At 69.2% G+C, this 24,086-nt stretch carries 24 protein-coding genes; 11 read left to right on the top strand and 13 right to left on the bottom strand.

Features of this window, described 5'->3' with window-relative positions; all coding sequences use genetic code 11:
* Positions 1–140: 140 nt before the first annotated feature.
* The 3 genes from rfbA to AC1ROC_RS11340 are packed head-to-tail and all read right to left on the bottom strand — an operon-like array spanning position 141 to position 3,529.
* The gene (gene rfbA / locus AC1ROC_RS11350) at positions 141–1,010 is read right to left on the bottom strand and encodes a glucose-1-phosphate thymidylyltransferase RfbA (RefSeq protein ID WP_085369139.1); all 870 of its coding nucleotides are present in this window, start codon (positions 1,008–1,010) and stop codon (positions 141–143) included.
* A gap of 5 nt (positions 1,011–1,015) precedes the next feature.
* Positions 1,016–1,627, bottom strand: coding sequence for a dTDP-4-dehydrorhamnose 3,5-epimerase family protein (locus tag AC1ROC_RS11345; RefSeq protein WP_168688864.1), 612 nt, complete (start codon positions 1,625–1,627; stop codon positions 1,016–1,018).
* Between the two features lie 9 nt (positions 1,628–1,636).
* Positions 1,637–3,529 (bottom strand): cell wall-binding repeat-containing protein, encoded by a 1,893-nt coding sequence (locus tag AC1ROC_RS11340; protein WP_493000212.1) that lies wholly within the window; start codon positions 3,527–3,529, stop codon positions 1,637–1,639.
* Positions 3,530–3,657: 128 nt separating this feature from the next.
* On the opposite strand from AC1ROC_RS11340, the gene rfbB reads away from it, so the two are divergent.
* The 4 genes from rfbB to AC1ROC_RS11320 are packed head-to-tail and all read left to right on the top strand — an operon-like array spanning position 3,658 to position 7,923.
* Complete coding sequence (gene rfbB / locus AC1ROC_RS11335; protein WP_085369142.1) at positions 3,658–4,647, top strand: dTDP-glucose 4,6-dehydratase; 990 nt, start codon at positions 3,658–3,660, stop codon at positions 4,645–4,647.
* Positions 4,647–5,522 carry a dTDP-4-dehydrorhamnose reductase gene (rfbD, locus tag AC1ROC_RS11330; RefSeq protein WP_493000210.1) on the top strand — a complete coding sequence of 292 codons (876 nt, stop codon included), beginning with the start codon at positions 4,647–4,649 and terminating at the stop codon, positions 5,520–5,522. The genes rfbB and rfbD overlap by 1 nt, the downstream gene beginning before the upstream one ends.
* On the top strand, positions 5,497–6,642 hold the full coding sequence (locus AC1ROC_RS11325; protein ID WP_168688860.1) for a glycosyltransferase family 4 protein: 1,146 nt from the start codon (positions 5,497–5,499) through the stop codon (positions 6,640–6,642). Before rfbD ends, AC1ROC_RS11325 begins: the two co-directional genes overlap by 26 nt.
* A gap of 60 nt (positions 6,643–6,702) precedes the next feature.
* Positions 6,703–7,923, top strand: coding sequence for an acyltransferase family protein (locus AC1ROC_RS11320; RefSeq protein WP_493000208.1), 1,221 nt, complete (start codon positions 6,703–6,705; stop codon positions 7,921–7,923).
* Here the strand turns inward: AC1ROC_RS11320 and AC1ROC_RS11315 are convergent.
* The 4 genes from AC1ROC_RS11315 to AC1ROC_RS11300 all read right to left on the bottom strand — a co-directional run bounded on the left by AC1ROC_RS11315 (position 7,900) and on the right by AC1ROC_RS11300 (position 12,302).
* Entirely contained in the window at positions 7,900–9,126 is a 1,227-nt protein-coding gene (locus tag AC1ROC_RS11315) for an acyltransferase family protein (RefSeq protein WP_493000206.1), read from the bottom strand. The two genes, AC1ROC_RS11320 and AC1ROC_RS11315, sit on opposite strands and share 24 nt — an antisense overlap.
* 98 nt (positions 9,127–9,224) lie before the next feature.
* Positions 9,225–10,583: an LCP family protein gene (locus tag AC1ROC_RS11310; RefSeq protein WP_085369146.1), complete on the bottom strand. Its 1,359-nt coding sequence runs from the start codon at positions 10,581–10,583 to the stop codon at positions 9,225–9,227.
* Entirely contained in the window at positions 10,580–11,095 is a 516-nt protein-coding gene (gene purE, locus AC1ROC_RS11305) for a 5-(carboxyamino)imidazole ribonucleotide mutase (RefSeq protein WP_493000203.1), read from the bottom strand. The genes AC1ROC_RS11310 and purE overlap by 4 nt, the downstream gene beginning before the upstream one ends.
* Before the next feature lie 67 nt (positions 11,096–11,162).
* Positions 11,163–12,302: a 5-(carboxyamino)imidazole ribonucleotide synthase gene (locus tag AC1ROC_RS11300; protein WP_434951991.1), complete on the bottom strand. Its 1,140-nt coding sequence runs from the start codon at positions 12,300–12,302 to the stop codon at positions 11,163–11,165.
* A gap of 117 nt (positions 12,303–12,419) precedes the next feature.
* Here AC1ROC_RS11300 and AC1ROC_RS11295 point away from each other — a divergent pair, with 117 nt between their 5' ends.
* Positions 12,420–12,962, top strand: coding sequence for a GtrA family protein (locus tag AC1ROC_RS11295; RefSeq protein ID WP_493000201.1), 543 nt, complete (start codon positions 12,420–12,422; stop codon positions 12,960–12,962).
* Here the strand turns inward: AC1ROC_RS11295 and AC1ROC_RS11290 are convergent.
* Positions 12,924–13,478 (bottom strand): PH domain-containing protein, encoded by a 555-nt coding sequence (locus tag AC1ROC_RS11290; RefSeq protein ID WP_247597308.1) that lies wholly within the window; start codon positions 13,476–13,478, stop codon positions 12,924–12,926. The two genes, AC1ROC_RS11295 and AC1ROC_RS11290, sit on opposite strands and share 39 nt — an antisense overlap.
* Positions 13,479–13,484: 6 nt before the next feature.
* Positions 13,485–14,246, bottom strand: coding sequence for a biotin--[acetyl-CoA-carboxylase] ligase (locus AC1ROC_RS11285; RefSeq protein ID WP_493000198.1), 762 nt, complete (start codon positions 14,244–14,246; stop codon positions 13,485–13,487).
* 100 nt (positions 14,247–14,346) lie between these two features.
* Between AC1ROC_RS11285 and AC1ROC_RS11280 the strand changes: the two genes are divergently transcribed.
* From AC1ROC_RS11280 to AC1ROC_RS11265, 4 genes are read left to right on the top strand one after another with little or no spacing between them, the layout of a single operon-like run.
* Complete coding sequence (locus AC1ROC_RS11280) at positions 14,347–14,739, top strand: hypothetical protein (protein WP_493000196.1); 393 nt, start codon at positions 14,347–14,349, stop codon at positions 14,737–14,739.
* Between the two features lie 31 nt (positions 14,740–14,770).
* Positions 14,771–15,103, top strand: a complete 333-nt coding sequence (locus AC1ROC_RS11275; RefSeq protein WP_493000194.1) for a hypothetical protein — start codon at positions 14,771–14,773, stop codon at positions 15,101–15,103.
* 39 nt (positions 15,104–15,142) lie between these two features.
* On the top strand, positions 15,143–16,756 hold the full coding sequence (locus AC1ROC_RS11270; protein ID WP_085369154.1) for an acyl-CoA carboxylase subunit beta: 1,614 nt from the start codon (positions 15,143–15,145) through the stop codon (positions 16,754–16,756).
* The gene (locus AC1ROC_RS11265) at positions 16,753–16,974 is read left to right on the top strand and encodes an acyl-CoA carboxylase epsilon subunit (RefSeq protein WP_143465756.1); all 222 of its coding nucleotides are present in this window, start codon (positions 16,753–16,755) and stop codon (positions 16,972–16,974) included. The genes AC1ROC_RS11270 and AC1ROC_RS11265 overlap by 4 nt, the downstream gene beginning before the upstream one ends.
* 365 nt (positions 16,975–17,339) lie before the next feature.
* Here the strand turns inward: AC1ROC_RS11265 and AC1ROC_RS11260 are convergent, their stop codons facing one another.
* Genes AC1ROC_RS11260 through AC1ROC_RS11245 form a run of 4 tightly spaced genes read right to left on the bottom strand, consistent with a single transcriptional unit; the run spans position 17,340 to position 21,559 of the window.
* On the bottom strand, positions 17,340–18,368 hold the full coding sequence (locus AC1ROC_RS11260) for a DUF8320 family protein (protein ID WP_168688852.1): 1,029 nt from the start codon (positions 18,366–18,368) through the stop codon (positions 17,340–17,342).
* Positions 18,365–19,615: a sensor histidine kinase gene (locus tag AC1ROC_RS11255; protein ID WP_085369156.1), complete on the bottom strand. Its 1,251-nt coding sequence runs from the start codon at positions 19,613–19,615 to the stop codon at positions 18,365–18,367. The genes AC1ROC_RS11260 and AC1ROC_RS11255 overlap by 4 nt, the downstream gene beginning before the upstream one ends.
* Complete coding sequence (locus AC1ROC_RS11250; protein WP_085369157.1) at positions 19,602–20,261, bottom strand: response regulator transcription factor; 660 nt, start codon at positions 20,259–20,261, stop codon at positions 19,602–19,604. The genes AC1ROC_RS11255 and AC1ROC_RS11250 overlap by 14 nt, the downstream gene beginning before the upstream one ends.
* Before the next feature lie 38 nt (positions 20,262–20,299).
* Positions 20,300–21,559 (bottom strand): class I SAM-dependent RNA methyltransferase, encoded by a 1,260-nt coding sequence (locus tag AC1ROC_RS11245; RefSeq protein ID WP_493000190.1) that lies wholly within the window; start codon positions 21,557–21,559, stop codon positions 20,300–20,302.
* A 24-nt stretch (positions 21,560–21,583) separates the two neighbouring features.
* Here AC1ROC_RS11245 and AC1ROC_RS11240 point away from each other — a divergent pair, with 24 nt between their 5' ends.
* Together AC1ROC_RS11240 and AC1ROC_RS11235 are read left to right on the top strand one after the other, a co-directional pair.
* Positions 21,584–22,222, top strand: coding sequence for a Maf family protein (locus AC1ROC_RS11240; RefSeq protein WP_085369159.1), 639 nt, complete (start codon positions 21,584–21,586; stop codon positions 22,220–22,222).
* 79 nt (positions 22,223–22,301) lie between these two features.
* Complete coding sequence (locus tag AC1ROC_RS11235) at positions 22,302–24,065, top strand: acetyl/propionyl/methylcrotonyl-CoA carboxylase subunit alpha (protein ID WP_493000188.1); 1,764 nt, start codon at positions 22,302–22,304, stop codon at positions 24,063–24,065.
* Positions 24,066–24,086: the final 21 nt, after the last annotated feature.

Genomic DNA, 24,086 nt, shown 5'->3' with positions numbered 1-24,086 from the left:
GGTAGACAGCGCGGTCGGGCGCCACCAGCCACCCTATTCGACAGCACACGCGTGCGCGACGGCTCGCCACGCCGCGGAAACGACGAAGGCTCCCGCTGTTCGCGACAGCGGGAGCCTTCCGACGTGGATGCGCGTGGCGCTCAGGCGTCGACGGCCAGCAGCCCGTTGAGGTAGCGACCGTACCCGCTCTTCACGAGCGGCGCGGCGAGGACGGCGAGCTGCGCGTCGTCGATCCACCCGGCGCGCCAGGCGATCTCCTCGATGCAGCCGACCTTGAAGCCCTGCCGGTCCTCGATCACGCGCACGTACTCGGAGGCCTGCATCATCGACTCGAATGTGCCGGTGTCGAGCCACGCCGTGCCGCGGTCGAGCACCTGCACCTGCAGCGTGCCCGCATCCAGGTAGCGCTCGTTGACCGTGGAGATCTCAAGCTCGCCGCGCGCGCTCGGCTCGATCGTCTTGGCGATCTCGACGACGGAGTTGTCGTAGAAGTAGAGGCCGGGAACCGCGTAGTTGCTCTTCGGCTTGACCGGCTTCTCCTCGATGGAGACGGCGGTGAAGCTGTCGTCGAACTCGACCACGCCGTACGCCGTCGGGTTGCTCACGTGGTAGGCGAAGATCAGCGCGCCGTCGATCTCACTGTGGTTGCGCAGCGACGAGCCGAGCCCTGCGCCGTGGAAGATGTTGTCGCCGAGCACGAGAGCCACCGACTGGTCCCCGATGAACTCCTCGCCGATGATGAACGCCTGCGCGAGACCATCCGGCGACGGCTGCACGGCGTACTCGAGCCGGATGCCGAGCTCCGACCCGTCGCCGAGCAGCGCCTTGAACTGCTGGTTGTACTCCGGCGTCGTGATGATGAGGATCTCGTTGATCCCCGCCATCATCAGCGTCGAGAGGGGGTAGTAGATCATCGGCTTGTCGTAGATCGGCATCAGCTGCTTCGAGATGCCCTTGGTGATCGGCCACAGACGCGTGCCGGAGCCGCCGGCCAGGATGATTCCGCGCATGTCGGTCAGTTACCTCCGTTGTCGAGCGAGGCGTAGAACGCGCGGGCGGCCTCCCAGGTGGGAAGCAGCCCGGCCGCTGCGGCCTCTGCGAGGCCGGGGGCCTCGGTGTCTTTCGGGGAGAGCAGCAGCTCGCCGGCCTCCTCGGGGAAGCGCAGGCCGATCTCCGCGTCGAGCGGGTTGATCCCGTGCTCCCTGGTGGGGTTGTACACGTCGCTGACGAGGTAGCTGACGGTCGCGTCGTCCGTGAGGGCGACGAAGCAGTGGCCGAGCGCCTCGGAGACGTAGATCGCCCTGCGGTCCTTGTCGTCGAGCAGCACGGTGTCCCACTGCCCGTATGTCGGCGAGCCGACCCGGATGTCGATGGCGAAGTCGAGCACGGCGCCGTGCGTTGCGGTGACGTACTTGGCCTGCCCGACGGGGATGTCGGCGAAATGGATGCCGCGCACCGAACCGCGCTTGGAGACGGACGTGTTGCCCTGGCGGAGGTTCAGCGAGTGGCCGACGGCCTCCTCCAGACGGTCGTACCGGTACCACTCCAGGAACAGTCCGCGGTCGTCCGCGTGCTGCTTCGGAGTGATCTCGTAAGCGTCAGGAATACTCAATTCGCGAATCTGCACCCCAGGAGTCTACTGGCAGACGCTGAGCTTCCCCACGAGATCGCTGAGCGCCGTGGTTCCGCCGAGGAGCTTGTACGTCGGAGCGCGGAGCGTCTGCTCCGCCGCCTGCGGGTACACGCAGCCCTGCGGGGTGACCTGCAGCGGGCTCTTCGCCGCCGCGGCGTACGCCGCTCCGGACAGTGCGTCGGGGAATGCGGCCCCGGAGGCGAGCAGCGCGCTGGACGTCGCCCCGGGGAACGCGGCGGCGTTGACGGCCACGCTGGTGGCGAAACGGTCGCTGCCCGCGAGCCTCGTGACCGTGAAGCCGAGCTTCTGCAGGCCGTTGGCGAACCCGGCGGACACGCTGGCGGGGCCGCCGACGACGTTCACCTTGGTGGCCTTGAGCTTCCGCAGCTCGGCGACGGTCAGGCTGTCGGGTGAGCCGAGCGCGCTGTTGACCAGCAGCACGTGCTTGCCCTGCGCTCCGGCGGCTCCGCCGGCGGAGAGTGCGTCGGGGAAGTTCATCCCCGACGTGACGTATGCCGTGTCGGCTCCGGCGGGGAAGGCCTGGTTCGCGATGGCGATGGATGTGGTGAACCTGTCGTAGTCCGAGACCCGCGTCACCGACGAGGTGATGGAGCGCAGCTGCTGGATCACCCCATTCGTCACGGAGGCCGCCCCTCCGGCGATGAAGATCTTCGCCGGCTTGAGCCTGCGCAGCTCCGTCATGATCGGAGCGGGAACAGCAGTGGTCTGCACGAGCAGCAGCGGCCCGCCCAGCTTCGCTGCCGCCGGAGCGGCGGCGAGCGCGTCCGGGAAGTTCAAGCCGCTCGCGATGTACGCAGAGGCGACCCCTGCGCCGGGGCTCGGATATGCGGCGAGGGAGATGGCGGCGGACGTCTCGTACCTGTCCCCACCGGAGAGGCGCGACAGCGCGGGCACCGAGCCTGCGGTGGACGATCCGTACCAGGCGTTGAACAGCATCCAGAAGTTGCGGGTGCCGTATGCCGAGCAGCTGTCGCCGGTTCCCGGGTAGCTGGCGAGCGAGGCGGCGTTCGGCGTGTACGGCGTGTAGTAGTACAGCGCGGCGGTCGCCTTGTTGAAGATGGCGACCTGGGCCGAGCCGCAGGAGGCGTCGAGGTTGTAGCGCACGGCGTTCACCTTGCCGACCTTGATCCAGCCGAACGACGGGGTGGTGCCCGCCGGGTCCGCGTAGCGCTTGAACTGCCACGCGGCGCCGTAGACCTGGTTGAAGAAGCCCGTGGATGCTGCGCTGCTGTCACAGCCGAGGCTCGTGTCCGGGCAGTTCCAGCCCGTGGCGTGGTCGTACATCCACTGGGTCGGAGCGCTGGTCGAGACGAGCCCCTGCTCCTTCTGGATCATCGTGACGAGCACCACCGGGTTGATGCCGCAGGCGACGCCCACCTTCGCGATGATGGTGGCCGCGGACTCCCCCGCCGCCCCCTGGTATGCCGCGCACATCGGGTCGGCCGCCTTGGACGAGGTGGTCTGCTTGAAGTTCTTGAGGCATCCGGGCGCTGCCTTCGTGGTGCATCCAGCGCCCTTGGTGTTCAGGAACGACTGGATGGTCCCCACACTCCACGCGTTGCCCTTGTAGAAGACCGCGTCGCTCACCAGGTTGCCCGCGACGAACTTCGACGCCACAGCGTCGGACGCCCCGGTGGCGTGGAACTCGCCCATCCCGTCGATCACGTTCTGCTGCTCGGCCTCCGGCGAGACCGCGGTTCCCGCCGCAGCCGCTGCCGCCTGCACCTGGGCGTAGTACGCGGCCGCGCGCTGGTCGTCCGACGTGTCCGCCACCGCCGCCGTCGGCGCTGAGAGCAGCGCGATCGCCGTGGCCCCCGCCGCGACGATCCCGAACAATTTCGTGCGCGTGCGGACGCGCTCCCCCGTGTTAGTCACGAGCGCGAGCCTAGAACGAACCGTGCACCCCTGCAATATCCGCATTGTCTATCGGTGAAGGCTCTCAGGGAGCGACCGGGTAGAATCTCTGCGGCAGTCCAGAATCCGTGAGGCAGGTCCTACTTTCCATGAAAATTCTCGTCACCGGCGGCGCCGGTTTCATCGGCTCCAACTTCGTCCGGCGCACGCTGCAGGATGCGTACCCCGGCCTCGAAGGCGCAGAGGTCGTCGTGCTGGACGCTCTGACGTACTCGGGCAACCTGGAGAACCTGGCCCCCGTGGCCGACTCTCCCCGCTACACCTTCATCAAGGGCGACATCCGCAACGGCGGCCTGCTCGATGAACTGTTCCCCGAGATCGACGCCGTGGTGCACTTCGCGGCGGAGTCGCACGTCGACCGCTCGGTGCGCGACGCATCCATCTTCGTCGAGACCAACGTGCTCGGCACCCAGCAGCTGCTCGACGCGGCGCTGCGCAACGACGTGAAGCGCTTCGTCCACGTCTCCACCGATGAGGTCTACGGCTCCATCGCCGAGGGCTCCTGGGACGAGGAGCGGCCGCTCGAGCCGAACTCGCCGTACTCCGCGTCGAAGGCGGGCAGCGACCTGCTCGCGCGCAGCTACTACCGCACGCACGGCCTCAACGTCTCGATCACGCGCTGCTCGAACAACTACGGCCCGTACCACTTCCCCGAGAAGGTCATCCCGCTGTTCGTCACGAACCTGATCGACGACAAGCACGTTCCGCTCTACGGCGAGGGAAACAACATCCGGGACTGGCTGCACGTCGACGACCACACCCGCGGCATTGCGATGGTGCTGGTGGGCGGCCGCGCCGGCGAGATCTACAACATCGGCGGCGGCACCGAGCTCACCAACAAGGAGCTCACCCAGCTGCTGCTCGACGCGACCGGCAAGGACTGGTCGTACGTCGACCGCGTCGCCGACCGCCTCGGCCACGACCTGCGTTACTCGGTCGACATCTCCAAGATCCGCGCAGAGCTCGGCTACGAGCCGCTCGTGCCGTTCCAGCAGGGTCTCGCAGACGTCGTGCAGTGGTACCGCGACAACCGCAGCTGGTGGGAGCCGCTGAAGGCACGCGCCGCGCTGGACAACTGATGACGCGCTATCTGATCACCGGCGCCGCCGGGCAGCTCGGGCTCGACCTGCAGCAGGCGCTCGCCGGCCGTGAGGTCACCGCTCTGCGCCGTGCCGACCTCGACGTCGCCGACCGGGATGCCGTGCTCGCCGCCGTCGCCGGCCACGACGTGGTCATCAACGCGGCCGCGTACACCAAGGTCGACGACGCGGAGACACACGAGGACGAGGCGTACGCGATCAACGCGACCGGCCCGGAGAACCTCGCCATCGCGGCGAAGCAGCACGGCGCGAAGCTCGTGACCGTCTCCACCGACTACGTGTTCGACGGCCACGGCAGCGCCCCGTACGCCGAGGACGCCCCGCGCGATCCGATCAACGCGTACGGCCGCACGAAGGCCGCCGGCGAGGAGCTGGCGCTCGCAGCGCATCCGGACGGCACGTACGTGGTGCGCACCGCGTGGCTCTACGGAGCGGGCGGCGCGAACTTCGCCAAGACGATGGTGAAGCTCGCGGGAAGCCACGAGACCGTCAGTGTCGTGGAGGACCAGCTCGGCCAGCCCACCTGGACGGCCGACCTGGCGGCACAGATCGTCGCCATGCTCGACGCGGACGCTCCAGCAGGGGTCTACCACGGCACCAACGCGGGCGAGACGAGCTGGTACGGCTTCGCCAAGGCGGTCTTCAGCGAGGCCGGTTTGAACCCTGATAGGGTCACACCGACCGACAGCTCCGCGTTCGCCCGCCCTGCACCTCGGCCCTCGTACTCGGTGCTCGGTCACGAGGCATGGCGCGCCGCCGGCCTCGAGCCCATGCGCGCGTGGGACGAAGCACTGGCAGACGCAGCGCGTCACGGAGTTCTGGAGCAGCATGACAACCCTGAGAGTGGTCGTTGATGAGCTCATCGGCGACGCCCCCGGCGGGGCGCGCAGGTACACCGAGGAACTGACCAGGCAGCTCATCGCCACAGCGCCGGCGGGGTGCCAGGTCGAGGGCATCGTCCCCAACGTCTCCGACGACATCGTCGACGACCTCCGGATGCGCCTCCCCGGCATCGCGGCGATCACCACCCTGCCGATGGGCAGGCGCGAACTCGTCATGGCCTGGCAGTCCGGCCTCAAGCTCGGCGGGGTGAGCGGCATGGTGCACGCACCCAGCCTGCTGGCTCCGCTGCGCAAGCACGACAGGGTCAACGACGGTGACCAGATCGCGGTGACCATCCACGACGTGCTCCCCTGGCTGCACCCGGAATCGCTCGGCTCCGCCAACGCCCTCTGGCACAAGGCGATGGCCAAGCGCGCCCGCAAGCACGCGGACGCCATCGTGGTGCCGACACACGCCATCGCGGACCAGCTCGGCGAGTTCATCGACTTCGGCGACAGGGTGCGCGTCATCGGAGGTGCCCCGGCCACGACGCTGCGCCTCCCCGCGGACGCCGACGAGCGCGCGGCCAGGCTCGGGCTCCCCGAGCGATACGCGCTCACGCTCGGCTCGATCATGCCGCGCAAGGGCATCGCGCCGCTCATCCGCGCCGTCGCCCTGCCGGACGCCCAGGACATCCCGCTCATCATCGCCGGACCGGACAGGTACGGCGACGGCTCTGCCACCGGGGTCGCTGCTGCGGCCGGGCTCCCGGAGGACAGGGTGCGCGCACTCGGCCACTTGGACGACGCCGACCTCGCTGTCGCCCTCGACCGCGCGACGGTGTTCGTCTTCCCCAGCCTGGCGGAGGGATTCGGGCTGCCGATCGTCGAGGCGTTCAAGTTCGGCCTGCCCGTGATCCACTCCGACGACCCCGCCCTGGTCGAGGTCGCAGCGGGTGCAGGGCTCGCGGTTGAGCGACCGGACACCCCGGACGACCCCGCATACTCCGAGCGGCTCGCGGCGGCCATCGGCCGGGTGCTGACCGACGACGAGCTGCGCAGCAGGCTCGGCATCCTGGCCGCCGACCGCGCCCGCGCGTTCAGCTGGCGCGACTCGGCAGAGCGCGTCTGGCAGCTGCACGCCGACCTGTAGGCACCCCGGCACGGCGCGCTCGGAGACTGTCCAGGCCGTCGTTGCTATTCTGACCCGGTCATGTCTTCCTCTTCTCGCCGCCTCACCTCCCTCGACGGGCTCCGCGGCGTCGCCGCTCTGATCGTGGTCGCGCACCACGTGAGCCTGCTGTACCAGCCGTTCGCGGCGACGTACATGGGCGGGGACCTTCCGGCAGAGGGGTCGCTGGCGTGGTGGTTCAGCCACTCCCCGCTGAAGCTCCTGACGGCCGGCCCGGAAGCCGTGATCATCTTCTTCGTGCTCAGCGGCTTCGTGCTGAGCCTTCCCGTGCTCAGACCGCGCGAGTTCGACTGGATGGCGTATTTCCCCCGCCGCCTCGTGCGCATCGGCCTGCCCGTGCTCTGTTCACTCGTGTTCGCAGCAGGGCTGGCCTTGCTCGTGCCGCAGATCCCGCGATTCGGGACCAGCTCCTGGGCGGCGTCGACGAGCGTGCATCCACTGAGCATCGAGCGGTTCCTCGTCAACATCGACCCGCTGATGCCGGATGTGACGCTCAACAATCCGCTGTGGTCCATCTTCTGGGAGATGGCGTTCTCGATGGCGCTCGCGCTCTTCGTCGGCCTCGCCGTCGTGCTCAAGCGGTTCTGGCCGCTCGTGCTCGCATTGGCCGTCGCATCCACGTTCCTCGGCATCGACTCGCAGGCGCAGAGCTTCCGCTACCTCCCCGCCTTCTTCGTCGGCGCGCTTGCCGCCGCACTGTTCCCGCGCATCCAGGCCATCGGCGCCGCCATCTCGTCGTGGCGCATCGGGCACCTGGTCTGGGCCGTCGTCTTCGTGGCGTCGCTTCTGCTGCTGATCGGCACCTGGCTGTTCCCGGCGCTCACGCCCATCCCGGCGATGTGGCTGGCAGGATTCCAGCCGGTGGCGGCGCTGATCATCGTGATCTGCTGCCTGGAGTGGTCGCCGCTGGCGTGGCTGCTGTCCGTGGGCCCGCTGCGCTGGGCCGGCATGGTGTCGTTCAGCCTCTACCTCGTGCACGTCCCGATCATCCTGACGTTCTACTACCTCTTCCCGTCGCTGTCGCTTCCGGTGGTCGGCGTGCTCGCCGTGGTGACCGCCATCGCGGTCGCCGCCGCCTTCTACTGGCTGATCGAGAAGCGCTCGCACACACTGTCGAAGATCACCGGCGCCGCTGTGGCGCGCGGCTTCGCGCACCGTGGCTCCGGAGAGCCCGCAGAAGCGGCTGCACCGGATGCGCAGCAGACCCCGGCGCGCGAGCTAGCGTCCGACTCGCGCGCCTGACTCCACGGCGGCCTGCTCGGTCGTCCCTGCGGCTTCGCTCGCCTGCTCGGGGCCGAACCAGGCGCGGTAGCGCTCGGACGCCCAGGCGCCGACGGCGCGCGACCAGCCGTGGCTGCGCTGCTCGATCAGCCAGGTGAAGCCGATGGCGACGAGCACGGCGAGCGGGATGCCGAACAGCAGCGGCACATACCAGGCCTGTCCGGCGAACAGGTACGTGCTGAAGATCAGGATCGGCACGTGCACCAGGTACAGGCTGAACGAAATGGTTCCCGCGTACTGCAGCGGGCGCGACTCGAAGAGGGCGTGCAGCGGCTTCCAGCCGATCGCGGCGACCACCAGTCCGGCGGCGGCGAGCGGCATCAGTCCCTTGAGCACGGCGACGAGCTCCGGCAGGTCGGCGACACCGGGCCCGAACAGCCACGGAGCGATCATCAGCGCGCCGCTGCCGAGCGTCATCGCCGCCCACACCAGGTGCCGGATGCGGCGCGCGTTCAGGCGCTCGGCGAAGATCCGCACCGAGTCCAGGCGAACGGCCAGCACGGCCCCGACGAAGAACGCGGGCAGGTAGGACAGTGCGCCGGCGTCCGTCCGGACGCCCAGCCAGGTGAGCAGCACGGCGGCGGCGAGGCCGCCCAGCCACCAGCGGCGCACCGCGATGGCCGCGATGGCGAACACCGGAAGCGCGAGCGAGAAGATCAGCTCCCAGCGCAACGACCAGAGCGGGTTGTTGATCTGGCCGTCTCCGCCGAGCAGGTCCCAGGCCTTGACGATGTACTCCCAGCTGAACGCCGGCGTCGACGAGTCGCTGAGCCAGGTGCCCTTCGACTGGGTGCTCACCTGCGGGATGGCCGCGACGAACCCGGCCGCGAGCAGCACGGACGCCATGACAGGCACCATCAGCCGAACAGCGCGGCGGGGGAAGTACGCGATCCAGTCGAACCCGCGCTTGCGGACGACGGGCAGGGTCACGACGAGGCCGGAGAGGACGAAGAAGACGATGACCGACTCCCAGCCGGCCGTGAACAGCTTCAGCGGCGTGTAGCTGATCCACCACATCGGAGAGCCGGTCGGAGCCGTGCCCCCGCCCGGTGTGCCGGGGAAGTTGGGGTTCGTGTACATCGCGTGGTGCAGCACCACGATCAGCGCCGCCGCCCCTCGAAGTCCATCGAGGGAGGCCAGCCGTCCACTCGTTTTTTTCGTCACATTCACACCAGTACTCGACATAGGCCGACCACGGTACCCCGTGCGCCTCACGGGTTCCTGTGACCTGTTCAGGGGTCAGCTGTGAGCTGCGCGCCGACCTATTTGCCGGAGGGCTTCGGCGTGGTAGGGGCGACCGCCTGCTGCACGAGCCCGTGGATCTGCCCGTAGTCGGGGTTCTCGGGGTCGATGGTGGGCGGCACGAGTTCGAGCTGCTTCACCGGCAGCGCTTTCGTCTTCATCCCCAGGTCGACGAAGTAACCGAGCATCGACTGCGGGATGTCGGTCTTCATCACCTGGGCGCCCGCATGCGCGATGTCCTGGAACTTGCTCACCACGTTGACCGGGTTGACCTGTTTGAGGATCGCATCCTGGAGCTGGCGCTGCCTGGCCATGCGGTCGTAGTCGCTCGACCCGTGACGCGCCCTGGCGTACCACTGGGCGTGGTAGCCGTCCATGTGGTGCACCCCGGGCTCGATCCACTCCGCGACACCGTTGAGGTTTTCGTCGCCGCCGATCGGGACGCGGTCGGTGACGGTGATGTCGACGCCGCCGAGCGCGTCGATCAGGTCGGAGAAGCCCTGCATGTCGATCAGCACGTAGTACTGGATGGTGAGCCCTGTCGCGCCCTCCAGCGCATCCCGCATCGCCTCGATGCCCGGCTCGCTGTTGTTCTTCTTCGCGTTCGGGTAGAGGTCGGGCTTGTACAGCTCCACCTCGGTGTAGATCGAGTTGAGCTGGCAGACGTCGACGTCGCAGCGGTCCTCGTAGCCGTAGCCGTCCGGGTACAGCGTGTGCAGCGGCGACTTCGCCGGGAAGGGAACGGGGTCGAGGTCGCGCGGGAGGCCGATCGTGACCGCCTGGCCGGTGCTCGCGTCGATGCTGACGACCGACATGCTGTCCGGGCGGAGGCCGTCGCGGTCCGGGCCGGCGTCGCCGCCGAGCAACATGATGTTGTAGCGGCCGTTCACGGGCGGCTGCGACGGGCCGGCGGAGAAGATGTCGCCGAGGGCGCCCCTCGCCGATCCGGCGACGATGGATGCGTACCCGGCCGTTCCGGTGAGCCCCACCAGCACGATCACGGCGAACGCCGCGATCCAGCCGCGCGCGTTCGGGCGGGCCTTGACCAGCCGCACGAGCCGCAGCGTGTCGAGGGTGAGCACGATCCACAGCACGGCGTACGCCACGAGCATGACCTGCAGCACGAGCAGCCCGGCCGTCTGGGTGAACAGCGTGTACACGCTCGACGGCGAGATCAGGTAGACGACCAGGGTGACGATCGCCAGCAGCCAGAGCAGCAGCGTGGCGACGATGCCGACGCGGCCGAGCGTCCTGTTGCCGGCGACCACCTGGGCGGATCCGGGCAGGAGCACGTTCAGGCCCACGAGCCACCAGGCCCGCTTCGTCATGATCGGAGCGGACGACACATCCGGGTGCCGCAGTGGGGTCGCGATGCTCATAGCTTTGCTTGGAGGGCCCGGTTCTTCTCTTTGACGCTGGCCTCGAGATCGGCCGCGAACGTCTCGAGCGCAGACGCGAGCGCGTTGTCGGAGGTGGCGAGGATCTTGACCGCGAGCAGTCCGGCGTTCCGTGCGCCGCCGATGGACACGGTGGCGACGGGGACCCCCGCCGGCATCTGCACGATCGACAGCAGGGAGTCCAGGCCGTCGAGCCTGGCGAGCGGTACGGGGACGCCGACGACGGGCAGCGTTGTGACGGCCGCGAGCATCCCGGGCAGGTGGGCCGCCCCTCCCGCTCCGGCGATGATCACCTTCACACCGCGCGATGCTGCGCGCTTTCCGAAGTCGATCATCTTCTCCGGAGTGCGGTGGGCGGAGACGACCTCGACCTCGTGGTCGACGCCGAACTCGGTGAGGAGCCGTGATGCGTCCTGCATCACCGACCAATCGGAGTCCGACCCCATCACCACGGAGACGAGCGGGTTGGTGGAGGCTGCGGGCATGACCACCATGCTAGATGCGCTCCGGCCCGGTGCCCGGACGGCACGCCCCGCGCTGCGTCAGTCCGTGAAGGCTGCGTCAGTCGGTGAAGAAGGCCGCGGCCGCTCTCGCCTGGTACGCCACGTCGTCCAGGTCGTCCCCGCCGACCGTGACGTGACCGACCTTGCGGCCGGGCCGCGGGTCTTTGCCGTAGCCGTGGAACTTGGCCCTCGGATGTGCGGCGAGCGCAGCGGGGTACCTGTCCTGCAGCGATCCGGCAGCTGGGCCGCCGAGGATGTTGATCATCACCGACCAGTCGTCGCGCGTCTCCGTCGACCCGAGCGGAAGGTCGAGCACGGCGCGCAGGTGCTGCTCGAACTGGCTGGTGACGGCGCCCTCGATCGACCAGTGGCCGCTGTTGTGCGGGCGCATCGCCAGTTCGTTGACCAGGATGCGGCCGTCCGTCGTCTCGAACAGCTCGACGGCGAGCACACCGGTGACGCCGAGACCGTCGGCGATGGTGCGCGCGATCTCCGCGGCGAGGTCGGCGGCACGGCCGCTCGAGCCGGGGGCCGGAGCGATGACCTCTGCGCAGACGCCGTCGCGCTGAACGGTCTCGACCACCGGCCAGGTCTTCATCTCGCCGGACGGGCGGCGGGCGACCAGCTGGGCGAGCTCCCTGCTGAACGAGACGAGCTCCTCGACGAGGAGCGCCCCTCCCCTGCCGTCCTCGGCGAGCGCGAGGAACCAGTCGTCGGCCTCTGCCGCCTCCGAGACGACGCGGACGCCCTTGCCGTCGTAGCCGCCGCGGGCGGTCTTCACGACGGCGCGGCCGCCGTGGTCGGCGAGGAACGCGCCCAGCTCGTCGGCGGACTCGACGGCCGCCCAGTCCGGGACGGGAAGGCCGAGCTCGGTGAGCTTGGCGCGCATCTGCAGCTTGTCCTGGGCGTAGAGCAGCGCATCCGGACCCGGGTGCACCTCGATGCCGCGCGAGACCAGCTCGCGGAGGATCGCCGGGGGGACGTGCTCGTGGTCGAAGGTGATCACATCCACGGTCTCGGCGAACGCCAGGACGGTGTCGAGGTCGCGGTAGTCTCCGACGCCGGTGGCGGCGATCTCGGCGCTCATCCCCTCCGCCTCTTCGAGCACGCGGATGTCGATCCCGAGTTCGATGGCGGGAGGGACCATCATGCGGGCCAGCTGCCCTCCGCCGATAACGCCGACCGTGTTCTTCGCCATCTGATCGTCTCCTCGATACTCTTCAGGGTGGGTGGGGGCAACTCCCAGACTGGGGATACCGTTCGCGCGTATGCTCGCCACGCACTCATCTATCTTCGCGCAGATCAGGTTGGACGCATGACGATCGACACTCCCCCGGCAACCCGCCGCTCGCGGCTGCTGCCGCAGCTGGCGAAGTTCGGCGCGGTCGGGGCTGTCGGCGTACTGGTGAACCTCGCCGTGTTCAACCTGCTGCTGCTCACGCCGATGTCCGTGTCGCACGGGGGTGCGCTGATCGCGACGGTCATCGCCAACGCCGTCGCCATCGCCACCAACTACGTCGGCAACCGCTACTGGGCGTTCGCCAAGGAGCGCAGGTCGAACGTCGCCCGCGAGGGCGTCGAGTTCCTGATCGTGAGCATCTGCGGGCTCGTCATCCCTGTGCTCTGCGTCTACGTGTCCCGCGTCGTCCTCGGCTTCGACAGCCGCCTCGCCGACAACATCGCGAACAACGTCGTCGGACTCGCGCTCGGCACGGTGTTCCGGTTCGCGTTCTACCGCTGGTGGGTGTTCGCACCGCACCGCGGCGGCCGCGACGCGGCGACCACCACCACGGAGCCGGTGCTCACGGGTGCTACCCCGCTACCGGGAACCCCAGACGGTGGTCTCGTCCGAGACTGACTCCGACTGCTGCCTGCGCACGGCCACCACGGTCTGCGCGTGGTCCATCAGGTCGTTCAGCGCGCGCTGGACGGCGTCGGCCTTCGGGACGTCCTTCAGTACGACCGGGCGTTCGAGGCCGGAGTTGATGCGCACATCCCCCGACCGGAACGCGCTCTGCAGCCAGTTGCGCTTGACCGTCACGTCGTAGCCGCGACTGTGCAGCAGCTCCTGGCGCACCCGCACGAAGAAGCCGTGGCGCAGGATGATCCGCCTGGTGGTGATCGTGTACCTCCTGCTCAGCCACGAGGCCAGCGGGAGCAGGAACAGCAGCAGGATGACGGCGGCGGCGGCCGACCAGAGCAGCACGATCTCCCACACCTCGTCGAACCGGCCGGCGAAGTAGCCGAGCGCTCCGCAGGCGGCGATCAGGACGATGCTCGGCCAGAACATCGCCCGGGCGTTCGAGCGCAGCCGCGCCACGATGCGCTCGGGAGGCGCAGCGGGCGCTCCTGAATCGGGGGGCGTGTTGCTCATGACCAATTAATACCGCAGGTGGGTCACGTCGCCCGCCGCGACAGCCGTGATCCCGGCATCGGTCTCGACCAGGAGCCGTCCGTCCTCGTCGATCCCGACCGCCGTTCCGAGCAGATCGTCTCCGGACGGCAGCAGCACTCGCACGCTGCGGCCGATGGTGTGGCACGCCTCGGCCACCTCGTCCCTGACGGCGCTCGTGACCGGGTCGCCGCCCGCGGTCTCGAACTCGCGGTAGAGGGTGGTCAGGTGCCGGAGGTAGGCCGCGAGCACCGCATCCACGTCGATGTCGGTCGCCCCGGCGACCAGCAGGGAGGTGGAGGTCTCGGTGGGGAGTTCGTCGGCGCTGAGCGTGAGGTTGACGCCGGAGCCGATGACGAGACCGGACAGGTCGGGCAGGAGCTCGGTGAGGATGCCGCAGACCTTTCTGCCGTCGATGAGCACGTCGTTCGGCCACTTCACCTCGACGGCGCCGGGCACGAGCGGCGAGAGCGCCCTGCTCATGGCGAGCCCGGCGATCAGCGGGAACCAGCCGAACGACTCGACGGGGAGCCCGCTGGGCTTGATCAGCACGGAGACGGCGATGGCTTTGCCGGGAGGCGACACCCACACCCGGCCGAGCCGCCCGCGTCCGCCGGTCTGGTTGTCGGTGAGCACGACGGCGAGGTCTGGCAGCCCGGCAGCGCGGGAGACGAGCACGTCGTTCGTCGACCCCGCCTCCTCGAGCACATCGAGGACGGGGACGATTGCGCGACTGCGACGGAACTCCATTGCCCCAGTCTGCCAGCGGGACGGCGTGCGATACCAGCGCTTGCAGAACATGATGGTATCTGGCACTCTTATGGCCACATATTGCATGAAAGGTGTGACAATGATGTTCGTCTTCCGTAGGAACTCGGGCGCTCGTGCGGCCTTGATTGTGGGCTGCACGGCGGCCCTTCTGTTCTCCTCTGCGCTACCCGCGACGGCAAGCGATGACTCCGTCGCGTTCGCGCCAGAAACTGCCCAACAGGAGAACGGCGCGATCGACCCCACAACGTTTGAGGGTCCCCTTGTCGTTGCGACGCCGTCAGGTGCAGAGCTCGTCGTGGACGTCAGGGCCGGCAAAGCGCTGGAAGTGGCGGAGGCCATCCAGGAGGCCGATAGGCAGGGGTCCCTCGACACCCTCGCGATCAGGACGAGCAGGACCGGGTGCGGCCAGAAGGTCAGAAGTGTCGGTGGGATCGCCAACACCTGGCGACGAGCGTGCAGGGGTGCGCCGTGATCGGCTACCCCGGCTATCGGCGGGCCTGAGCGTGAACGCGCGCCCTCGCCCCAAGACCATTCTGGTTCTCGGCATCGTTCTCGCCTGCGCCGGAGCCGTCCTGCAACTCGTACTGCCCGCGCTCGGGTTTTCCATCGCAGCCGCGAGCACCACGGCCCTCGGCATGGATCAGGACATCCTGCTCGGGTTCGACTTCGCCGTCCGCGCCGTCGGCCTGATCATTGCGCCGCTGGGCAGCGTCCTGATCGGGGCGGGAATCGTCATGGGCCACGTCACCCGCATCGTCGATGGCGTGCGCAGAGACGAAGCGCCGCATCCCGGTGAGACCCGCGACACTGCACACGCAGCCGACGGACTTTTGTAGGGAATCCTCAACGCCACCGCCCTTCTGCTGGCAGGTAGAGTGAACGGCGTGACCGACACAGAACATGGACAGACTGCCGATCTCCACACCACAGCAGGCAAGCTCGCCGACCTCAAGGAGCGCTTCCACGAGGCCGTGACCGCGAGCGGTCAGTCCGCCATCGAGAAGCAGCACGCCAAGGGCAAGCTCACCGCCCGCGAGCGCATCGACCTGCTGCTCGACCACGGATCGTTCGTGGAGTTCGACGAGTTCGTCCGTCACCGCACCCACGCTTTCGGCATGGAGAACAAGCGTCCGTACGGCGACGCGGTCGTCACCGGCGTCGGCACCATCCACGGTCGCAACGTGGCCGTGTTCAGCCAGGACTTCACCATCTTCGGCGGCTCGCTCGGCGAGGTGGCCGGCGAGAAGATCATCAAGGTCATGGATCACGCGCTCAAGACCGGCGTTCCGATGATCGGCATCCTCGACTCCGGCGGAGCGCGCATCCAGGAGGGTGTCGTCGCGCTCGGCAAGTACGGCGAGATCTTCCGCCGCAACACCCAGGCGTCCGGCGTCATCCCGCAGATCTCCATCGTGATGGGGCCCGCCGCCGGCGGCGCCGTCTACTCCCCTGCCCTCACCGACTTCGTCATCATGGTCGACAAGTCGAGCCACATGTTCGTCACCGGACCAGACGTCATCAAGACGGTCACCGGCGAGGACGTCGGTTTCGAGGAGCTCGGCGGCGCACTGACGCACAACAAGATCTCCGGCGTCTCGCACTACCTCGCGAGCGACGAGGAGGACGCGCTCGACTACGCGCGCACCCTGCTCAGCTATCTGCCGCAGAACAACCTCGGCGAGCTGCCGGTGTTCGCCGCGGAGCCGGAGCTGGAGCTGACGGACGCCGACCGCAAGCTCAACACGATCATCCCGGATTCGCCCAACCAGCCGTACGACGTGAAGTCCATCATCGAGGGCGTCGTCGACGACGGCGAGTTCCTCGAGATCCAGCCGCTGTTCGCACCGAACATCGTCATCGGCTTCGCCCGTGTCGAAGGCCACTCCGTCGGCATCGTCGCCAACCAGCCGAGCGCGATGGCCGGAACGCTCAACATCGACGCCGGGGAGAAGGCCTCCCGGTTCGTGCGCTTCTGCGACGCGTTCAGCATCCCGATCCTCACCCTGGTGGATGTGCCCGGTTACCTTCCCGGCACCGACCAGGAGTGGACGGGCGTGATCCGCCGAGGAGCGAAGCTGCTCTATGCGTACGCGGAGGCCACCGTGCCGCTCGTCACCATCATCACCCGCAAGGCGTACGGCGGCGCGTACATTGTCATGGGCTCGAAGCAGCTCGGTGCGGACATCAACCTGGCATGGCCGACGGCGGAGATCGCCGTGATGGGCGGCCAGGGCGCCGTCAACATCCTGTACCGCGGCGAGATCAAGCGTGCGGAGGAGGCCGGCGAGGATGTCGCCGCGGTCCGCACGAAGCTCGCCAACGAGTACACGTACAACGTGGCCAGCCCGTTCCTCGCCGCCGAGCGCGGCGAGCTGGACGGCGTGATCGAGCCTGCCGCGACCCGCGTGTCCGTCATCAAGGCGCTGCGGGCGCTGCGCACCAAGCGCGCATCCATGCCGCCCAAGAAGCACGGGAACATCCCGCTGTGACGATCGAGCCAGACAGCATCCGGTTCGTCACGCGCGGCGTGACGCCGGAGGAGGTCGCCGCCGTGACCGCCGTGCTCACGGCCGCCATCGCGGAGGCGGAGGCCGCTGCACGGGATGCACGCCCGCCGGCGGGACCGGACGCCTGGGCACGCAGCCAGCGTGCGCTGCGCACGCCGCTGACGCCCGGCCCGGGAGCGTGGCGCTCGTTCGCCGGCTGACGAATGCGGGTGATGTACCCCGGGGGCGCCGCCCCCCGAGTGCGGGACAAGCACCAATTCGCGGCGTCCGGAGGCGCAGGGGACACGATTGTCCCCCATGTCCTCCAAAATGACGACTATTTATCTGTCATCGGCATCGCCAATATAGATAGTGCTAGGTGTCTCTCCTCGTGAGTCACACCGCCAATCACTCGCCGACTAGGGTAAGCGGGCGAGTGTTTTGGGGGCGAGTCAGGGCGATATTCGGGTTGTCGCCCTGACTCGGGGTTTGAAAAGGGGCCGACAATTCGGGTGTCGGCCCCTTTCTCCTTGTCTGGGCGCGTTCGCCTTCTCCGCCGCCGCAGAGCCACCCGCCGAGAGCCGGGTCAGGACTCGTGCACCGGCCGCGGGATCTCCAGCCAGAGGTCGACCTCGTCGTCCTCGGTGTCCGCGCCGAGCGCGTTGGCGTTGCCGTCGTCCGACATGCGCAGCCCCACCACCGTCACCGCCGTCTTCGACGACCGCGGAACCGTGCGCACGATCAGCTTGTCCGTCGTGGTGCCCCGGATGGCGTCCGCCAGGCGACGCAGCACGCCGTCGAGAGCGTGCTGGTCGAGGTCGTCGATGCCGCCCTCGTCGAGGAGGCTGACGACGACTCCGCGGCGGCGCGCATCCATCACCTGGCGGCGCACGTCGTCGTTGAGCAGCCTGCGGCCACGGATCTCGTCGCGGATCGCACCTTCGAGGTAGCGGCACTCCCGCCGTTCGGCCTCCGTCAGGTCTCCCCCGCGGCGCACGATCTCGGCGAGCATCGGCGCTGCCACCCGGTAGGTCTGCCGCAGGCGCAGCTGGCGCTCCATGACGTGCGCCTCCTGGGCGGCCTGCCACTCGGTGGCCTCGCGTTCAGCGCGGGCGAACTGCAGGGCGTCCCTGCCGGCCTTCGCGAGCGAGCCTGAGATCACGACCGCAACGCCGACCCACACCACTGAGCCGATCACGCCGAGGCCCGCCAGCGCGGGGATCCCGGCCCAGACGATGGTCTGCACCGCCAGGTAGCCGACGCCCACCCAGGCCGCGAACTGCTGCCTGCGCACCGCGGCGATCGTCATCAGCGTGCCGACGGCCGCCACATACCAGGTGGCGTAGCCGTTGTCCTTCGCCGGGTCGAGCTGGCTGGTCACCAGGATCGGGATGGCGACGCACACCGCGAGGTCGAACGCCGCGAGCCACAGCGGCATCTTGGTGGGGCTGGTCGGCCACAGGCTGATCACCGTCGCCACCCCGTACAGGATCATCGCGGCGATCGGCGGCCCCGGATTGACGGGCGTCGACAGCGACGACAGCGCGAGGAACAGGTGGTACGCCGAGAACAGGGCACCGAGACCAAGAAAGAGGAACCGCGGCAGGGTGATCATCCGCGCACCTCCGCATCGCTCTCCGACGACGGCCACAGGATCGTCACCGTCGTGCCCTCACCCGGCGCCGACTCGATGCGCGCGTGACCGCCCACCTTCGACAGACGCTCCCGGATGCTCACCCGCAGCCCCAGCCGCTCGGCGGGGACGTCGGCGGCCGAGAAACCGCGCCCGGTGTCCGCCACCACGATGTGGACGGTCGCCTGCGGGCTGCCGCCGCGGATCGAGAGGGTGCGGCGCACATCCTTGGTGCCGGCGTGCTGCATGCTGTTCACCATCGCCTGCACCGTGGCGGAGTAGACGGCCTCCGCGACGTTGACGGGCAGCACGTGCACCTCCACGTCGCGCACATCCAGTTCGAACGGCGACGAGAAGGCGTTGGCGGCCGTGAAGATGCGCTCGCTCAGCCGGTCGAGACCGACCAGGGACTGGTCCTCCGGGCTCGATGCCTCCGCTGCGTGCAGGTGGCCGATGGCGTCGGAGGCCATCCGCGCTGCGAGCTCCTTGGCCTCCGGCGTGCGGGCACTCGCTGCGGAGAGCAGGGTGGTCAGGACGCTGTCGTGCACGATCGCATCCACCTGGACGCGTTCGACCTCGGTGGCGTGCTGGCGCACGGCATTCGCGTACTTGGCGAGCGCCTGGCTCTGTGCGGTGTCGACCGTGGACGCTGCCTGCCGCAGCATCGCGATGATGACCAGGATCACGCCGCCCAGGATGATCGCGTACAGCGCGTCGAGACCGGCCAGCTCGGCGCCGACCCCTCCCCCGGCGGGCAGCGCGCGCACGATGCCGTATGCGATCGGCGTGATGAACGTGTACGCGGTCGCCAGCCAGAGCGGGAACGCCACGGCGGCGAACGCGGTGAACACCGAGCAGAGGAACCACACCCACGGCTTGTCCGCCGCGAACGAGTGCGAGTCGAGGGCGAGCAGCGGCCAGGTGACGATCGCCGCGAAGTAGACGACGGACAGCGTCGCCATCGCCGCCTTCACGAACCGCTGCACGATGGCGAGGAGCACGATCGCCGCGAGACCGCCGAAGACGACGACGATCTCGATCAGGCCCCACGGGGACCGGAGCCCGGGCAGCTGCCCGAGCGCCGTCGGGATGGTCTGCAGGCCGAACACCAGTCCGAAGGCCGACACGCTGCGGCCGGCGATGCGCTCGAACCGCTCGCGGCTGATCGGGTTGCGCGGTTGGGACGCCTCGGGAGGGGCGGTCCGCGGTGGCGCGCTACTTGCGCTCATTGCCCGTGTCGGGGTCGAGCCCGGGCAGGATTCCGTCTTCGACGGCACGGCGGAGCAGGTCGACCTTGGTGGGTGCCGGACGACCGACCTCCACGTACTTCACCCGGATGCGGTCGAGGTATTCGCGGGCGGTCGAGTTGGCGATGCCGAGCTGCGCCGCGACCGCCTTGAGCGGAAGGCCGGAGGCGTACAGGTGCAGCACATCCCGTTCGCGGCGGCCGAGCTGGGCCTTGGCGAAGTCGCTGTCCGCGTCGATCGCTGTCGCCCACTCGAGGTTGTTGAGCACGTCGCCGCTCGCGACCGTCTTGATCGCGTTCATCACGGTGGTCGTCGGCGACGACTTCGGGATGACGCCGGCAGCACCGGCGGCGAGCGCCTCGCGCACGCTGGCGACCCGGTCGGCGATGCTGTGGACCAGCACGGCCGCCCCTGTCGCCTGGGCGCGCTTCACGTTGTCGGTGACCTTCGACCCGTCGCCGAGCGAGAGGTCGAGCACGACGACGTCGCACTCCTGTGCGCCGAGCAGCGTCACGAACTCGTCGACGGTGGGCGCGGTGACGAGCACCTCGTAGCCCGCGTCCTGACAGGCCGCTTTGAGGCCCAGACGCACGGACTCGTGATCATCGACGATTGCCACCCGCACCATGCTGACCATCGTAGTGGGGCGATGATGCACTGACGCGCTCACGGCGCCAGCGTGGCGACGGCCTCGACGTGGTGCGTGTTCGGGAACAGGTCGAACGCACGCAGTGAGCGCAGCGGGTATCCCCGCTCGGCGAACAGGGCCACGTCGCGGGCGAGGGCCACGGGATCGCAGGCGACGTAGACGATCTGCGCGGGGGCGAGCGATGCGATCGCCTCGACCACCTGGCGGCCGGCACCCGAGCGTGGAGGGTCGAGGACGACCGTCGCCGCGCGCAGGCGTGCCCGCTCGACGGCGGACGCCTCCCCGGCGAGTCGCTGCACGAAGCGCTCCACCCTGTCGGTGACGACGGATGCGCCGAGCCAGTCGGCCAGGTTCTCCGCGGCGTTGTCCGTCGCGGCCTCGTCGCTCTCGACCGAGGTGATCCGCAGCGTCGACCCGAAACGGTCGCCGATGGCCGCCGCGAGCAGCCCGACGCCGCCGTAGAGGTCGAGGTTGGCGGCGCGCGGGTCGAACAGCGCCTCGTCGACGGCCGACTGCACGGCCTCGGTGAGAGTGGCGGCGGCCGCGCGGTGCACCTGCCAGAACCCGCGCGCATCCAGCTGGAACTCGCGGTCGCCGACGATCTCCCGGATGGGCACAGGGCGCTGGCGGGGACGCACGAGCTTCCTGCCGCGCTTCACGGGAGCCTCGTTGACGAGGAGGTGGGCGGCGCCGGTCCCGGTGGCGACCACATCCACGGACTCCGCGCCGGGGAAGGTCTGGCCAAAGGGAGCCGTCTCGTCGACGAGCTCGGTGGCGAGCGGAAGGCCGGTCACCGGGACGACGGTGTGCGAGCGGGCGGCGTACGGCCCGACAGCGCCGGAACGGTCGACCTGAAGACGGACGCGGGTGCGCCATCCCGTGCCGTCGGCCGTCTCGCCGGCGACGGGTTCCACCACCACGTCGGTGTCGAGCTTCGCCATGCGCTGCATCGCGTCCGCGATCACCTGGCGCTTGAGCTCGCGCTGGTGATCGAGCCTGATGTGGCCGAACTCGGCGCCTCCCGCCCTGTTGCCCGGCTCGCGGTGGATGGACGCCGCCTCCCAGACGTGCTCCTGCCGTTCGGGGGCGGCCTCGATCACCTCGAGCGTCTCCGCCCGCCAGAAGCTGTCGTGCTTCTGATCGGTGATCCTGGCCCGGATGCGCTCACCGGGAAGGGTGTCCGGCACGAAGACGACGCGGCCTTCGTGGCGGGCGACGAAGACGCCGCCGTGGGCGACGTTGGTAATGTCGAGGTCGACCTCATCGAACTGGGGCATCCGTCGAGCATCCCACAGGAACCCATGCGCCTCTACTTGGCATCAACCTCACCAGCCAGGCTCGCACTGCTCCGCGCAGCGGGGATCGAGCCGATCGTCGTCCCGTCGCACGTGGACGAGCCCGCCGCCGTCCTCGCGGCCGAGGCCGAGCACGGCCCGCTGACCCCGGATGCGATGGTGCACCTCCTCGCCCGCCTCAAGGCCGAGGCGGTGCGCGGCGACCTGAACGGCGAGCCCATCGACGGCTTCATCCTCGGCGGGGACTCCGCGTTCGAGCTCGACGGGGCGATCCACGGCAAGCCGCACCTGCCGGAGACGGCGCGCACCCGCTGGCTGGCGCAGCGCGGCCGCACGGGCAGGCTGCACTCCGGCCACTGGCTGATCGACCACAGGAACGGCATCGAGAACCAGGCCGTCGGCCGCACGGCCGTCGCGTCCGTGACCTTCGCCGACGTCACCGACGCCGAGATCGACGCGTACATCGCCTCCGGCGAGCCGCTGGAGGTGGCCGGAGCGTTCACGATCGACAGCCTCGGCGGCCCGTTCATCACCAGGGTCGACGGCGACCCGAGTACGGTGGTGGGGCTCTCCCTCTCCACCCTGCGGGAACTGTTCGTCGAGCTCGGCGTGAACTGGCCCGACCTGTGGAACCGGCGACTGTAGTCAACCTCACGTCCGACCCGACCATTTTTGTGGGGATCGCCCAAAAGGCTCCCCCGACTGAGCAATAGGCTAGGAAACTGTGCCACGTATCACCAAGGTCCTCATCGCCAACCGGGGCGAGATCGCCGTCCGGGTCGTTCGCGCAGCGAAGGACAGCGGTATCGCGTCTGTCGCGGTCTACGCCGACCAGGACAGAGACGCCATGCACGTCCGGCTCGCCGACGAGGCGTACGCGCTCGACGGCACGACCAGCGCGGAGACGTACCTGGTCATCGACAAGCTGCTCTCCATCGCCCGCAGGTCCGGCGCAGACGCCGTGCACCCCGGCTATGGCTTCCTCGCGGAGAACGCCGAGTTCGCCCGCGCCGTCATCGCGGCCGGCCTGACCTGGATCGGCCCGTCCCCGGATGCGATCGAGCGCCTCGGCGACAAGGTCTCCGCCCGCCACGTGGCCGAGAAGGTCGGCGCCCCGCTCGCTCCCGGCACCCTGAACCCGGTCGCCGACGCCTCCGAGGTGCTCGACTTCGTCGACATCCACGGCCTCCCTGTCGCCATCAAGGCGGCCTTCGGCGGCGGTGGACGCGGCCTCAAGGTCGCCCGCACCCGCGACGAGGTCGCCGAGCTCTTCGAGTCCGCGACCCGCGAGGCCATCGCGGCGTTCGGCCGCGGCGAGTGCTTCGTCGAGAAGTACCTCGACCAGCCGCGCCACGTCGAGACCCAGTGCCTCGCGGACGCGTACGGCAACGTGGTCGTCGTCTCCACGCGCGACTGCTCCCTGCAGCGCAGGCACCAGAAGCTCGTCGAGGAGGCACCGGCTCCGTTCCTCACGCAGGAGCAGACCGACCAGCTCTACAGCGCATCCAAGGCCATCCTGAAGGAGGTCGGCTACCAGGGCGCCGGCACCTGCGAGTTCCTGATCGGCAAGGACGGCACGGTCTCCTTCCTCGAGGTGAACACCCGCCTGCAGGTCGAGCACCCGGTCTCCGAAGAGGTCACCGGGATCGACCTGGTGCGCGAGCAGTTCCGCATCGCCGAGGGCGGAGAACTCGACTACGACGACCCGATCGCCCGCGGCCACTCGTTCGAGTTCCGCATCAACGGCGAGGACGCCGGCCGTGGCTTCATCCCGTCGCCCGGCCCCGTGCACGTCTTCAAGGCGCCGGGCGGCCCCGGCGTCCGCGTCGACAGCGGCATCCAGGCCGGCGACGTGATCAGCGGCTCGTTCGACTCGATGCTCGCCAAGCTGATCGTCACGGGTGCGAGCCGCGAGGAAGCGCTCGAACGCTCCCGCCGCGCCCTCGACGAGTTCGAGGTCGCCGGTCTGCCGACCGTTCTCCCCTTCCACCGCGCCATCGTCCGCGACCCCGCGTTCGCCCCGCAGGACGGCGAGCCGTTCTCCATCTACACCCGCTGGATCGAGACGGACTGGCAGGGCGACATCGCCCCCTGGTCGGGGGAGCTCGGCGACGCGGCCCCCGCAGAGCGCCGCAGCAACGTCGTGGTCGAGGTCGAGGGCAAGCGCATCGAGGTCTCCCTCCCCGCGAAGCTCCTCACCGGAGGAGCGGACACGGGCGCATCCAGCCCTGCCCCACGCCGCCGCGGCGGAGCGCACGCCGTCGACACCGCGACCGGCGACTCGGTGACCGCGCCGATGCAGGCGACCGTGGTCAAGCTCGCGGTCTCCGACGGCGACGAGGTCGTCAAGGGCGATCTCGTGCTCGTGCTCGAGGCCATGAAGATGGAGCAGCCGCTCACCGCTCACAAGGACGGCACCGTCGCCGGCATCAACGCCGCCGTCGGCGAAACCGTCTCCTCCGGCCACCTCCTGCTCAACATCGTCTGAGGCTCGTGCGGACGCTCTGAC

It is taken from the genome of Leifsonia sp. GW821-FHT13C05 (assembly GCF_058806515.1).
Note: the sequence above shows the minus strand (reverse complement) of the source record. Positions and strands in the feature narration are given on the sequence as shown.